Here is a 14,983-nt window from a genome sequence, read left to right on the forward strand (position 1 = left end):
TTTATTTACTTAACTATAAAAAAACAACATTCGCAACTCTGTATTCGTTGTGAATGTTGTTTTGATTATTATTTTGTTAATGCTTCAGTTAATTGTGGTACAACTTGTTTCTTTCTAGAAACAACGCCTTTTAATAATGCACTGTTATTTTCTAAAGCTACATTAAAAGCTTCTTCTACTGCATTGATTGGATTTCCTAATGCTAGGATAACTGAATCGCTGTCTAAGATGTTTGTAACGATTAATACGAATAAATCATAATTTTTAGAATGATTTTCATTTAGCATCTCTTGTTCTAATTCAGCTTGTATAGAAAGTACATCATTTACGTCTACAACATTGATTTGTGCTACACGGACATTTTTATCTCCCATTGGAAAACTTTTAGCATCCATGTCTAATAATTCAGCAGCTGACTTATTGCTTAAATCAGTTCCAGCTTTTAACATTTCAAGACCATATGAATCAATATCAACATCAGCGATTGCAGCAAGTTCTTTTGCAATTGCAACGTCTTCATCGGTACAAGTTGGAGATTTAAATAATAACGTATCTGAAACGATTGCTGATAACATTAATCCTGCAATCTCTTTAGGTATTGCCACTTCTTTTTCTTTATATAATTTAGCTATGATCGTATTTGTACATCCTACAGGTTCTGCACGGTAATACAATGGATTAGCTGTTTCAAAGTTAGAAACACGATGGTGATCGACTACAGATAAAACTTCAACATCTGCAATGTCATTTACGCTTTGTTGAAATTCATTGTGATCCACTAGCATAACTTTATCTGTTTCGTTAGCTACTGTTTCTACTACACGTGGTGCAGGAACACTAAAGTGATCTAAAGCATATTGTGTTTCCTCTCCTACTTCTCCTAATGCAACAGCTTCAGCTTCAAATCCTAATTGATTTTGAAGGTAAGCGTACGAAATGGCAGATGTAATGGCATCTGTATCCGGATTTTTATGACCAAAAACTAATACTTTACTCATGACTGTTATCTCTCCTTTTAAAACTATAACTACTATAAAATTTTATCTCAAATGGGCTTGTTTAGCTAGTATTATGTTAGATTTCACAAAAAAGATTGGATAAAAAAAGAAGAAATAGCGCTTGAAAAGTATTTATACCCTCTTTTCAGCTTATTTCTTCTTTAGTTTATATATTAGTCTATATTAGTTTGTTTGATAATCTTTATAATTTTGTACCTTCAATAGCCGATTGGCGTTCTCTACACGTTCAAGAGTTGGCGGTTCAATATCCTTTAGTTTATACGGAATGTTCAAAGCCGCATATTTGTAAACACCAAGTTTATGATACGGTAATATTTCGACTTTGTAAACATTTCCTAGTGATTGAATAAAGTCGCTTAATCTCATTAAGTCATTATCATCATCAGAACGCTCTGGAACCAATACGTGTCGGATCCAAACGGGTTTATTGATTTTAGATAAATAAGTTGACATATTCAAAATGTTTTCATTGCCATGCATCGTTAATCGCTTATGTTTTTCATTATCAATGTGTTTGATATCAAATAACAGTAAGTCAGTATACTCCATCAGTTTCTCAAAGCGACTAAAAAAGGGTTCTTCATAAGTGAATGGTTGACCACACGTATCTAAAGTTGTGTGGACTCCCTCTTCTTTCGCCTTTTTAAAGTATTCAATCAAAAAGTCGATATGCAGTAAAGGTTCTCCTCCACTCACTGTGATGCCGCCTTTACTACCCCAGTAATCACGATAAGATAAAGCTTCAGCTAGCAATTCATCAGCAGTATAAGGTGTTCCGCCTCCCATGTTCCAGGTATCAGGGTTATGGCAAAATTCACAACGCATACGACACCCTTGCATGAATGTAACAAAACGAATACCTGGTCCATCTACTGATCCAAAACTTTCCGTTGAATGAACATATCCAATTGCTGGTGTAGTCATATTGACGGCTCCTTTATTTTTCATATTTCTACATACTTTCGTGCATTGTACGATTAATGACATCTAACTGTTGTTCACGTGTTAATTTGATAAAGTTAACGGCATAACCAGATACACGAATTGTCAATTGTGGATAGTTTTCAGGATGGTCCATTGCGTCAACCAATGTTTCTCGGTTAAAGACATTCACATTCAAATGATGTCCACCTTTTTTTGCGTATCCATCTAATAAGCTTGCTAAGTTTTCTTGTTGAATGTCATCTTCTTTACCTAATGCTTTAGGAATAATAGAAAATGTATTTGAAATACCATCTAATGAGTATTTGTAGGGTATTTTAGCTACTGAAGTTAAACTAGCTAATGCTCCATGAGTGTCTCTGCCGTGCATTGGATTAGCCCCGGGTGCAAATGGCTCGCCAGAACGACGTCCATCAGGTGTATTCCCTGTTTTTTTACCATAAACAACATTAGAAGTAATCGTCAAAATAGATGTTGTATGAACTGCATTACGGTAAGCAGGATGTTTCTTAACTTTTGACATAAATGTCTTCAATAACCAAATCCCAATATCATCCGCACGATCGTCATTATTGCCATATTTAGGATAATCTCCTTCAATCGCATAATCAACTACTAATCCATCTTCATCACGAATTGTCTTTACTTTTGCGTATTTGATAGCTGCTAGTGAATCGATTGCTACTGAAAAACCAGCGATACCGGTTGCCATCGTTCTTACAACATCACTATCATGGAGAGCCATTTCAATGCGTTCATATGAGTATTTATCATGCATAAAATGGATAATGTTTAACGTATTTAAATATAAGCCAGCAATCCATTCCAGCATAACATCATATTTTTCCATTACTTCATCATAATCCAAGTATTCAGAAGTAATTGGTTGATATTTTGGAGCAACTTGAACCTTTGATTTTTCATCTACTCCACCATTAATTGCATATAAAAGAGCTTTAGCTACGTTAGCTCGTGCTCCAAAGAACTGCATTTGTTTTCCAATACGCATAGCAGATACACAACATGCGATTCCATAGTCGTCTCCCCATTCTAAACGCATGATGTCATCATTTTCATATTGGATAGCACTTGAAGCGATAGATGCTTTAGCGCAGAATTTTTTGAAGTTTTCTGGTAAACGAGTAGACCATAGTACTGTTAAGTTAGGTTCTGGAGCTGGGCCAAGATTAGATAAAGTGTGCAAGAAGCGGTAGCTGTTTTTCGTTACCATATGACGACCATCGTCACCTACCCCGGCGATAGCTTCTGTTACCCAAGTTGGATCACCTGAAAATAGATCATTGTAATCAGGAGTACGTGCGAATTTTACTAAGCGCAGTTTCATAATAAAATGGTCTGTGATTTCTTGTGCTTCAACTTCAGTCAATAACCCTTTGGCTAGATCACGCTCGATATAGATATCTAAGAAAGTAGATGTGCGCCCTAAAGACATAGCAGCTCCATTCTGTTCTTTTACTGCTGCTAAATAACCTAGATACAACCATTGGAAAGCTTCTTGAGCTGTTTGGGCTGGTTGAGAAATATCGAAGCCGTAAATTCTGCCTAACTCATTTAATTCATTTAAAGCACGAATCTGTTCATTTAGCTCTTCACGATCACGTATAATCTCTTCACTCATCGTACCGTAACCCTTATTCGCTAAATCATTTTTCTTTTCTTGGATCAAGCGATCTACACCATATAAAGCTACGCGTCTATAGTCACCTATGATACGTCCACGACCGTATGCATCTGGTAGACCTGTGATTACTCCGCTACGTCTTGCAGCTCTAATTTCAGGCGTATAAGCGTCAAAGACTCCTTGATTATGTGTTTTACGGTAGTCTCTAAAAATATGAGATACTTCTGGATCAATTTCATAACCATATGATTCAGCAGCTAGTTCACTCATTCGAATACCACCAAAAGGCTGTAAACCACGTTTAAATGGTTTATCAGTTTGGAACCCTGTGATACGTTCCAATTCTTTATTTAAGTAACCGGCTTCATGTGAAGTGATAGAAGAGACTACTTTCGTATCCATATCTAATACGCCACCAGCTTCACGTTCCTTTGTGTTTAATTCCATAACTTGTTTCCAGAGTTCTTTTGTTGCGTCTGTAGGTCCTTCTAGAAATTCATCCGTACCATCATATGGTTTATAATTTTGTTGAATAAAATCCCGCACATTGATTTCTTCTTGCCACATCTTCCCTTTAAAGCCTTTCCATTGTTCCATAAACTAAATTCCTCCTTTTATCATGTCAAGCAATCTAACAGTTTCTTCATGCTCATTATAACACTAACTTTTCATAAATCAATTGTTTTCCGTCTTTTAAAAAGATGGTTTTTAGTTCGATCGCCTTTATTAAAATGATTTTATTCGAAATTAATAAAAAGGATAAAAAAAATATTTGAACTACTTTTCACATACTTAGTTGTGAATTTGTTAATTTTAATAAAAAGAACAAAAAAAGTGCAACCCGTAAGTTGCACTTCTACTCATTTACTTGTTTTCATTAGATAATAAATCTTTTTTTACTTCAATTGGTGTCCCATCTTCAACTTCATCTACGATAAATGATCCATTTGAATAGCGATCACTTATTGAATAAGAAGCACTAGATAAAGGAATTTCTTTTCCTTTAGACGTTAGGATAGTATAGACATCTTCTTTAGAAGCTTCAAAAGCAAATGCTACACGATGAGGATTTTTCTTCAACTCTCTCAAAATGAGCAATCCTCTTTTGGCTCTTCCTAATGTTTCAAAATCACGAAGATTCATTTTTTTGATTGAACCGCGGTGAGTTAAGATCATTAATTCGGTTTTACCAGTTTCAACGTCAAGCAAGACTCCATTGACAACATAATCGCCTTCTTTAAGGTTAATTGATTTTACACCAGCAGCTTTTGAACCCACAACAGGGACCTCTTCTAAAGAATAGCGCAAACCAAACCCTCGATGAGTCACTAAAAATACGTCTTTCAATAAAGGATTTTCTGTATAGACAATATTTACTAATTCATCAGTAGTGGTTTTTAGCTTGATAGCAGAAAAAGATTTATTTTTATAATTGCGTCCAATGACATAATCTGAAACAGCCGTTTGTTTAATATAGCCTTCTCTGGTGATAAATGTGAAGGTAGCATTCGGTGATTGCTTCTCAATGCCAAAGACTTTTATTACTTTTTCATCTGCTTCAAAAGCAATATTTTGAGATAAATGATCTCCCATATCTTTCCATCTCAAGTCAGACAATTCATGAACTGGACGATAGATAATATTTCCCTTGCTGGTAAACAACAATAAATGATTCAACGTATTTAGCTGTTGAATATAAATTGGGTAATCTCCTTCTTTAATGCCGATTTCATTAGGTTTAGATGCACTGTACGAACGTAAACTTGTTCGTTTAATGTAACCTTCTTTAGTAACAGATACAAAGACTTCTTCAGAAGCAATCAAGACTTCAGTATCGATCTTCAACTCTTCAATTTCATCTTGAATAACAGTAAGTCTGGGAGAAGCGTAGTTTTTCTTCACTTCAACTAACTCTTTTTTCATGACTTTATCAAGCTCTTTAGGACTAGATAAGATTTTTTTGTAACTTGCAATATCCTTATCTAATGAAGCTGCTTCAAGTTCTAATGCCGTGATATCGGTATTCGTTAATCGATAAAGTTGCAAAGAAACAATAGCTTCTGCTTGGATTTCAGTGAAATCAAATTGTTCTACTAAATTCTCTTTTGCGTTTTTCTTATCTTTACTGCTTCGAATGGCATTGATTACTTGATCTAGAATAGATAAAGCTTTAATTAGACCAGAAACGATGTGTTGTCTGCTTTCAGCTTTTCGCAAATTGAATTTCGTTCTTCTGGTAATGACTTCTCTTTTATGCTCTAAGTAGGCTTCTAACATTCTAACGATACCGGATTGCTTAGGGCGTTTTTTATCAATAGCAACCATATTAAAATTATAAGCTACTTGTAAATCAGTATTTTTCAATAAATAATTTAAAATTCCTTGTGCATTTGCTTCTTTTTTTAACTCAATTACGATTTGAAGCCCATTACGGTCAGACTCATCACGTACTTCAGCAATTCCATCGATTTTTTTATTCAACCGAATTTCATCCATTTTGCGGACTAAAACAGCCTTATTTACTTCGTAAGGAATTTCATTGATCACAATTTGTTCTTTTCCGCCTCTAACTTCTTCAATTCTAGTCTTTGAGCGAACAATAATTTTTCCTCTTCCTGTTTCATAAGCTTTCTGAATGCCATCTACACCTTGTACAATAGCTCCAGTCGGAAAATCAGGACCTTTAATGTGTTTCATTAAATCAGTTACATCTGCAGATGGGTGATCAATTAAATGAACGGTTGCATCAATCACCTCTCCTAAATTATGAGGTGGGATATCTGTTGCGTAACCGGCTGATATCCCTGTAGCTCCATTAACCATTAGGTTAGGATAGCTAGCTGGGAATACTGTAGGTTCTTCATCAGTATCATCAAAGTTTAAAATGAAGTCAACCGTTTCTTTATCGATATCTCGCACAAGTTCAGCAGAAATCTTTGATAAACGAGCTTCGGTATACCGCATAGCTGCTGGAGGATCTCCATCCATGCTCCCGTTGTTCCCATGCATTTCAATCAAGACCTCACGTTGTTTCCAATCTTGACTTAATCGTACCATAGCTTCATAGACACTGCTGTCTCCATGAGGGTGGTAATTCCCAATCACATTACCGACTGTTTTTGCGGATTTTCTAAAGCCTTTATCTGCCGTGTTGCCTTCTACGTTCATCGCATATAAGATTCGGCGTTGAACCGGTTTTAAACCGTCACGAATGTCTGGTAAAGCTCGTTCTTGAATAATATATTTTGAATAGCGTCCAAAACGATCTCCCATTACTTCTTCCAGGGTTAATTCCTGAATATCCGCTCTATTCTCCATCTTCGACACTTCCTTCATCTACTGTTTCAATTTGATCCATAATTTGACTATTTTCTAAAATGCTGCCGCCTTCTTCAAACGTAAACTCTACGTGAGACTCGATCCATTTCCGTCTAGGTTCTACTTTATCGCCCATTAAGACAGACACACGTTTTTCAGCTTGAGCTGCATTATCTATTTTTACTCGGATCAATGTTCTGGTCTCTGGATTCATAGTTGTATCCCATAACTGATCAGCGTTCATTTCACCAAGACCTTTGTATCGTTGCAAGATATAATTTTTACCAAAATCTTTGGTGACTTGAACCAATTCATCATCTGTCCATGCATAAGCAATTTTTTCTTTTTTGCCAGTACCTTTTGATAGCTTATACAGTGGCGGCAATGCTAGGTAAACTTTACCTGCTTCAAAAAGAGGTTTCATGTAACGATAAAAGAACGTCAATAATAATGTTTGAATATGAGCACCATCGGTATCCGCATCGGTCATGATGATGATCTTATCGTAATTGCAATCAGCAATATCAAATTCAGGTCCTACACCAGCGCCGATCGTATAGATCATGGTACTGATTTCTTCATTTTTCATTACATCTTGTAATTTAGCTTTTTCAGTATTGATAACTTTCCCACGAAGAGGCAATATGGCTTGGAACTTACGGTCTCTGCCTTGTTTAGCTGAACCCCCCGCAGAATCTCCCTCTACTAAATAAAGTTCATTACGTTTGGCATTTTTACTTTGAGCTGGTGTTAATTTACCAGATAAAAGGGTGTCATTTTTTTTGCGTTTTTTCCCATTACGGCTTTCTTCACGTGCTTTTCGAGCAGCATCTCTGGCTTCGCGTGCTTTAAGAGCTTTACGGATCAATTGTTGGCTTAAATCACCGTTTTCCACTAAATAAAAACTAAGTTGGTCACTTACAACGGTCTCTACCGCTGATCTTGCTTGAGGAGTTCCTAGTTTACTCTTTGTTTGGCCTTCAAATTGCAAAAGATTCTCTGGTATCCGAATTGAAATAACAGCTGCTAAACCTTCTCTAAAATCGGTACCTTCTAAATTTTTGTCTTTTTCTTTTAATAGGCTTACTTTACGCGCATATTCATTGAACGTTTTGGTAATGGCTGTTTTCATACCCGATTCATGAGTACCGCCGTCTTTTGTTCGTACATTGTTAACAAACGATAAAATCGTTTCTGAATAACCATCATTGTATTGAAAAGCAAATTCAACTTCGATCTCATTGGTTTCGCCTTCAAAGTAAGCTACAGAGGTTAATAAATCTTTGTCTTCATTTAAATACCCGACAAATTCTTTAATCCCTTCTTCATAATAAAAAACTTCGGCTTGGTCATTTCGTTCATCTTTTAATTCAATGCGTAATCCTTTTAAAAGAAACGCAGATTCTCTTAAACGTTCTGCTAAGATATCATAAGACAAATTAGTCGTAGTAAAAATAGTCGCATCAGGTTTGAAATGGACAATGGTTCCGTTTTTTTCATTATTCGTTTTTATTTTCTTTAATGATCCTTTAGGTTTTCCACCATCTACGAATTTTTGTTGGTAATGAACCCCTTCGCGGATGATCGTAACAGTAAGCCATTCAGAAAGGGCGTTAACGACACTGGCACCTACACCATGTAATCCACCGGAAGTCTTATAGCCACCTTGTCCAAACTTCCCACCAGCATGCAGCACTGTAAAAATAACTTGTACAGTAGGGATCCCAGATGAATGCATCCCAATCGGCATTCCGCGCCCATTATCTTTTACACTAATGCTGTTGTCTTTATGCAAAGTCACACTAATCTCAGTTCCAAAGCCCGATAAAGCCTCATCGACTGAATTATCGACTATTTCATAGACTAAATGGTGTAATCCTCGTGCATCAGTAGATCCAATATACATACCCGGTCTTTTTCGTACCGCTTCTAATCCTTCTAGGACCTGGATCGACTCATCGTTGTAATCTTTATTTAATTCTTTTGGCATACTAAAACTCCTTAATGCATTAAAATAAAGTGATTCCTGCTTACCTATCCACCAAAACAATGCTCATTCTTGTTTGAATGGAACCAAAGAAGGTTCTTTCTTCATTCTAAAGTTTTTCTGATCTCTTTTTATTAGTTTGCAATTATGAGTAAAGTCACAAATAGACTCATTGATTGCTTCAGTTTCATAAGCACCTGTTTAATCATACTCTATCTTTTAAGGAATAGAAAGCACTAAACAACAGATTTTTAACAAAAACCGAAAATATGTTCGCCTTAAAATAATAAGCTTTTCTTTTTTATTAAACTATTTATTTTTTTGAAATGCAAGTTTGTTAGAAATATAATGTCCCTTTACCTACCTGCTGGAGCGACAGATAAAACGCTTTTTTTCTAGCCTTCTATTACGATAAGTGTTAAAATGATGAATACGTTAGTGTATCTATGTATACTGCAAGTCAAGGAGAGAAGTTTGTTGATTAAAATCATAATTATGTTCATTATTGCTTATTTATTAGGTTCGATTCCTTCAGGTGTTTGGATAGGAACGAAATTTTATGGGAAAGATATCCGTCAATTTGGTAGCGGCAACTCTGGGACGACAAATACATTTAGAGTTTTAGGAAAAACGGCCGGAACCACTGTACTATTAGCAGATGTATTAAAAGGTACACTGGCTGCAAGCTTGCCTTTACTGTTCAATGTCCCCATTAATCCTATGGTTATTGGTTTAGGCGCTATCCTTGGTCATACTTACCCCATTTTTGCAGGATTTAAAGGCGGAAAAGCTGTTGCCACTAGTGCTGGAGTACTATTAGCCTATAACCCTGTATTTTTTGTTTACAGCGTCTGTATATTTATAGCCCTTTTATTTTTATCCCGTATGGTCAGCTTTTCAAGTATGATTTCGTTACCTCTTATTACTCTTTCCTCATTATTTATTGGGGATTGGATCTTAACGACCATTGCATTTTTATTAACGCTTTTTATTATTTACAGACATAGAGAAAATATCAAACGAATTCGTAACGGTACAGAAAGCAAAGTTCCTTTCGGTTTAGGCTACAAAAAAGATAAAAAGTAACACGCCAAAACAAAAAACAAGAGGGTTTGAGACGATGATCTCAAGCCCTTTTGTTTTATTTGTTTATACTAAAAAGATTTAAGTCAACGAAATTGTGTAGTGTGCAGCAAATGTCTCCATACCCTTTAAGTGTTGAATACCTAATTTTTCAGTTAATTCACCACTGGCATTTTGTGTATCTGCTATTCCGAACCATGGCTCGATACATACAAAAGGAGCTTCTTTATTAGGTGGTGACCAAATACCTGTATAAGGAAAGCCTTCAAACGTCAACGCTACTGAACGAGCCGTTTTTTCAGAAGAAATCGAAAAAATATTTTTTCCTTTTGTTTCATAGATAAGTGCATCATGATCAAATAACGGTCTTTTTAAATCGATTTCCGTATTGGTTTGACTAAGCGTTTTATTTTCTAAATCCAAATAAGAACCGATTAACGGAATCTTTTTACGTGTTTCTCTAGGTAAAAAAGTTAAATAGTAATCTTCGAATGTTGTATCGCTTGTCATAGGAACATTAAACCCTGGATGACCGCCAATTGAAAAATACATATCCTCTGTTGGGTGAGTGTTGTAGACGCCATAACTGACCTTAATATCGTTTTTATCCAACGTGTACGTAAGGGTTAGTTTAAAATCAAACGGGTAACTTACTTTTGTTTCCGGAGTAGATGATACAGTGAAACAAACGGATACGTCTGATTGTTCTTCAACTTGGAATACAAGGTCTCTAGCGAATCCATGTTGATTTAATGAATAGGTTTTTCCTTGGTAGACATATTCATCATTTTTCAGCCGACCAACAATGGGAAATAAAACAGGAGCTTTTCTACCCCAAAAAGTTGGATCACCTTGCCATAAGTATTCTACTTCTTCACTAGTACTTTTAATACTTTGCAATTCTGCACCTTCTTGGGAAATGTGAACAGTTAATGCGTCATTTTTTAATGTAATCATTGTTAATAGCCTCCTAGTTTGTTCAACTGCATGATGTGTTTAAAAAATAATCCTTTAATTATACAAACTAAAGGATTATTTCTATGATGAATGACGCATCAATAAATCGATTCTTTTTCTAATACCTCAATAAACTTTGTGTTTTGTATTTTGATGTACGTTCCTTTCATGCCTAAAGACCGAGATTCAATAATTCCACCTGATTCTAGCTTACGCAAAGCATTAACAATGACAGAACGGGTGATTCCTACTTTATCCGCAACATTGGAAGCAGTGATTCGACCTTCTGTACCGTCTAATTCTTCAAAAATCGCCTTTATCGCCTTTAGTTCACTATAAGACAACGTTTTGATCGCCATTTGAACTGTAGCCATACTTCGAGCTGATTCTGCGATCTGTGTAGACTTTTTATACAAGACTTCTATTCCAACAACAGTTGCGGCATGTTCGCCGAGTATGAGATCATTGTCATCGAATACTTGGTTCAAGCGTGCAAGCAACAAAGTCCCTAACCGTTCTCCTGCCACAAAAACAGGGATAACCGTAGTTAAACCTTCTACAAACATATCTCTTGTTTCGATAGGAAAGACGGTATAATCGCTTTCGATGCCAATATTTGTTCTGGTCTCATAGATTTCTAGCATGCTGCGGGTATACTTCATAGGAAATTTTTCATCAATAAGCATTTGTTTAACACGCTCGTTATTGATTTCGTGTTTCTCATGGTAGCCTAAAAGTGTCCCAGCGTCGTCGATCAGATACGTGTTGGCATTAAGAATATCCCCTAACACGATTGCCATATCATTAAACGCTAATACTCCTTCGGGTGAAGACTCGGATTTTACTACGCCGCCTTTAGTTTGTAACAAATAATTAATTTTACGCATTTTTTGCAGTAAATCATTCATGTGAAGCCTCCATCGATCTTTTATAAAATGTAGCGACTTAAATCTTTGTCTGCTACAATGTGTTCAATTTTTTCATTTACATAGCTTTCTGTGATGGTGATTTCTCCCATTTGCATATCTGGAGCTTCAAACAATAAATCTTCTAATAATTTTTCTAAAATTGTATGCAAGCGTCTTGCCCCAATATTATCTGTTTCATGATTAACATGATAAGCTATCTCTGCTAATCGTTCAATGGACTCATACGTAAAAGTGATGGTAACATTCTCAGTTTCAAGCATAGCAATATACTGTTTTAACAATGCATTATTCGGTTCGGTTAAAATTTTGACAAAATCTTCTTTTGTTAAGTCATCTAACTCTACACGAATCGGGAATCTTCCTTGTAATTCAGGAATCAAATCACTTGGTTTAGCGACATGAAAAGCACCGGAAGCAATAAACAAGATATGATCTGTTTGAATAGGACCGTATTTTGTAGTCACTTGAGACCCTTCTACAATCGGTAAAATGTCACGTTGAACACCTTCTCTAGAAACGGTTCCGCTATTTTCATTTTTAGACGTAATTTTATCAAATTCATCAATAAAAATGATTCCTGCGTTTTGAGCTAAGTCAACAGCCATGGATTGAATGTCTTCTGGATTGACTAATTTTGAAGATTCTTCTTGAATAAAGAGTTCAATCGCTTTTTTCACGGTAACGGTACGTTTGGTTTTTTGTTTTGGACGTAAAGCACCTAATGTTTCGTTCAAGTCAATACCCATTTGTTCCAATCCGGCTCCCATAGAAGAATTCATTGGTTTCTTTTGGCTTTCAACTTGAACAGTCAATTCTCTATCATCCAATAGACCATTACGAATTTGTTGTTTCATTTTTTCACGGTCGTTAGAAATAGTTTCGGTTACTTCTTCTTCCTCTTCTTCTGCTGCTTGTGGGTTAACTTGGTTAGGATCAATACCCATATTTTTAAACATGCTTTCAAAAGGATTAGCATTAGTATTTTGTTTCTTTTCTTTTTTGATCCCTGGTATCAATAGTTTTACAATCCGTTCGATGGCGTTTCGTTCTGCTTGAGTGTAGACATTAGAATATTGTTGTTTTTCTACGATTTGAATAGACGCTTCCACTAGATCACGAACCATAGATTCAACATCTCTTCCGATATACCCGACTTCTGTAAATTTAGTTGCTTCAACTTTTACAAAAGGTGCTTGAACGATCGTTGCTAAACGACGTGCAATTTCTGTTTTTCCTACACCCGTTGCTCCAATCATCAATAAGTTTTTGGGTGTGATTTCTTTTTGCATATCTTCATTTAGTTTTAGGCGTCTTTGACGATTGCGCAAAGCTACAGCAACCGATTTTTTAGCGGTTGCCTGTCCAATAATGTATTTATCTAGCTCGGCTACAATTTCTTTTGGAGTCATATTATCTTTAGTCATCATTTCGTTCACTCCTTATAATTCTTCCACAATAATATTATGATTCGTGAAAACACAAATATCAGCAGCTGTGTTTAAACTCTCTTCCGCTATTTGGGCTGCTGTTAGCTCTTTACCATGTTTTTTTAAGGCTCTTCCTGCTGCAAGTGCAAAGTTTCCGCCTGAACCGATCGCAAGTATTCCGTCATCTGGCTGGATGACTTCACCGCCACCCGAAACCATTAACATTTCTTCTTTATTCATCACGATTAATAAAGCTTCCAATTTTTGCATTGCACGATCTGAACGCCACTCTTGAGCCAATTCTACTGCAGCGCGAGTGAGGTTCCCTTTATATTCGTGTAATTTGCTTTCAAATTTTTCTTCTAACGTAAAGGCATCCGCTACACTACCAGCAAATCCAACAAGTACTTCATCATTGTAAATGCGGCGAACTTTGCGTGCCGTGCCTTTCATGATGACCTGTTCACCCATGGTTACTTGGCCATCTCCTGCCATTGCACTTTTTCCATTATGTTGAATCGCGAAAATAGTTGTTGCATGAAATTCTGTCATTATTTTTTCCTCCAGTCAGTTATCCATTCCTAAGCTCTTGGATGAAATTGACGATAATTTTTTTGTAATCGTTCCTTTGTTACGTGAGCGTATATTTGAGTTGATGATAAACTAGCATGACCAAGCAATTCTTGAACGGTTCGCATGTCTGCTCCATTGTTTAATAAATGGGTCGCAAAAGAATGACGCAGCATATGCGGATGAATATCAGATGTTAAACTGCTTTTTTTAATCACTTGATTTAATATATATTCAATTCCAGTAGACGTTATTGGATCGCCATGATGATTCACAAATAAAAAGGAATGATCCTTTTGGTATTTTGCCATTAATGGAGTACGGCTCTTTTCCATATACTCACGTATAGCAACCGCTGCATAATGTCCAAAAGGTACATAGCGTTCTTTATTCCCTTTACCATGGATCAACAGCACACTTAAATCAAAATCAATATCTTTCAATGTAATCCCGCTGCATTCACTCACACGTATTCCTGTTCCATAAAGGACCTCGAGGATGGCTTCATTCCTAAAATCAAGCGGCCTTTCTCCTTTTACAGCTTCAAAAAGAGCATCCATTTCTTTTTCATAAAAGAATTTAGGCAAACGAAGCGTTTTCTTTTTTAAATGAATATAAGAAAATGGATTATCTTGAGTCAATTGGTTTTTTAATAAAAACTGATAAAATGCTCGTAAACTAGAAATTTTTCTTGAAACACTATTGCGGCTTAATCCTTGTTCGTTTAATTCACCTAAATAGATCCGGACATCTTGAAGAGTTACGCTACTAAAATCAGCATCTCCCGTTTGATTTAAAAATAATTCAAAATGAGTGATATCTTCCTCATAAGCTTTTTTTGTCAGCTCAGAATAATGTCTTTCGGTAATCAAATATTGCAAAAAAGTTTTTTTAATTGTTTGATCTACCAAAAATGATCCCTCCACTCTTACAACAAAGCTACTTTATCATACAAATATTTAGATTACAATCGATAAAGAATTAAATTAATTGAATTTTAAAACAATTCATTTCTGCTTTAATCTTTGCTGTTAAATGAATAATCTTTTATTTTTTACCTTTAGATATGTATAAAAGAACTAGTTAAGCAAGAGGAGTATCACTCTGCT

11 protein-coding genes are annotated in these 14,983 nt (G+C 35.7%); 1 reads left to right on the forward strand and 10 read right to left on the reverse strand.

Features of this window, described 5'->3' with window-relative positions; genetic code table 11:
- Nucleotides 1-68: 68 nt before the first annotated feature.
- The 5 genes from BR65_RS03325 to parE form a co-directional block, all read right to left on the reverse strand.
- Nucleotides 69-998 (reverse strand): manganese-dependent inorganic pyrophosphatase, encoded by a 930-nt coding sequence (locus BR65_RS03325; protein ID WP_034536710.1) that lies wholly within the window; start codon nt 996-998, stop codon nt 69-71.
- Between the two features lie 183 nt (nt 999-1,181).
- On the reverse strand, nt 1,182-1,943 hold the full coding sequence (pflA, locus tag BR65_RS03330) for a pyruvate formate-lyase-activating protein (protein WP_023178003.1): 762 nt from the start codon (nt 1,941-1,943) through the stop codon (nt 1,182-1,184).
- 28 nt (nt 1,944-1,971) lie between these two features.
- Nucleotides 1,972-4,200, reverse strand: coding sequence for a formate C-acetyltransferase (gene pflB, locus BR65_RS03335; RefSeq protein WP_034536712.1), 2,229 nt, complete (start codon nt 4,198-4,200; stop codon nt 1,972-1,974).
- A gap of 267 nt (nt 4,201-4,467) precedes the next feature.
- A complete protein-coding gene (gene parC / locus BR65_RS03340; RefSeq protein WP_034536715.1) occupies nt 4,468-6,921 on the reverse strand; it encodes a DNA topoisomerase IV subunit A in 2,454 nt (817 codons plus the stop codon).
- The gene (gene parE, locus BR65_RS03345) at nt 6,911-8,911 is read right to left on the reverse strand and encodes a DNA topoisomerase IV subunit B (RefSeq protein ID WP_034536717.1); all 2,001 of its coding nucleotides are present in this window, start codon (nt 8,909-8,911) and stop codon (nt 6,911-6,913) included. Before parE ends, parC begins: the two co-directional genes overlap by 11 nt.
- 477 nt (nt 8,912-9,388) lie before the next feature.
- Between parE and plsY the strand changes: the two genes are divergently transcribed.
- Entirely contained in the window at nt 9,389-9,994 is a 606-nt protein-coding gene (plsY, locus tag BR65_RS03350; protein ID WP_034538595.1) for a glycerol-3-phosphate 1-O-acyltransferase PlsY, read from the forward strand.
- 78 nt (nt 9,995-10,072) lie between these two features.
- On the opposite strand, the gene BR65_RS03355 is transcribed toward plsY, so the two are convergent.
- The 5 genes from BR65_RS03355 to xerC all read right to left on the reverse strand — a co-directional run bounded on the left by BR65_RS03355 (nt 10,073) and on the right by xerC (nt 14,785).
- The gene (locus BR65_RS03355; RefSeq protein ID WP_034536718.1) at nt 10,073-10,948 is read right to left on the reverse strand and encodes an aldose 1-epimerase family protein; all 876 of its coding nucleotides are present in this window, start codon (nt 10,946-10,948) and stop codon (nt 10,073-10,075) included.
- Between the two features lie 98 nt (nt 10,949-11,046).
- Nucleotides 11,047-11,856 carry a GTP-sensing pleiotropic transcriptional regulator CodY gene (codY, locus tag BR65_RS03360; RefSeq protein ID WP_034536721.1) on the reverse strand — a complete coding sequence of 270 codons (810 nt, stop codon included), beginning with the start codon at nt 11,854-11,856 and terminating at the stop codon, nt 11,047-11,049.
- Nucleotides 11,857-11,876: 20 nt separating this feature from the next.
- Nucleotides 11,877-13,301, reverse strand: a complete 1,425-nt coding sequence (gene hslU / locus BR65_RS03365) for an ATP-dependent protease ATPase subunit HslU (RefSeq protein ID WP_034538596.1) — start codon at nt 13,299-13,301, stop codon at nt 11,877-11,879.
- A gap of 15 nt (nt 13,302-13,316) precedes the next feature.
- The gene (gene hslV / locus BR65_RS03370; protein WP_034536724.1) at nt 13,317-13,856 is read right to left on the reverse strand and encodes an ATP-dependent protease subunit HslV; all 540 of its coding nucleotides are present in this window, start codon (nt 13,854-13,856) and stop codon (nt 13,317-13,319) included.
- 29 nt (nt 13,857-13,885) lie between these two features.
- On the reverse strand, nt 13,886-14,785 hold the full coding sequence (gene xerC / locus BR65_RS03375; protein WP_034536726.1) for a tyrosine recombinase XerC: 900 nt from the start codon (nt 14,783-14,785) through the stop codon (nt 13,886-13,888).
- Between the last annotated feature and the right edge of the window lie 198 nt (nt 14,786-14,983).

It is taken from the genome of Carnobacterium inhibens subsp. inhibens DSM 13024, assembly GCF_000746825.1.
Taxonomy (GTDB): Bacteria; Bacillota; Bacilli; order Lactobacillales; family Carnobacteriaceae; genus Carnobacterium_B; species Carnobacterium_B inhibens.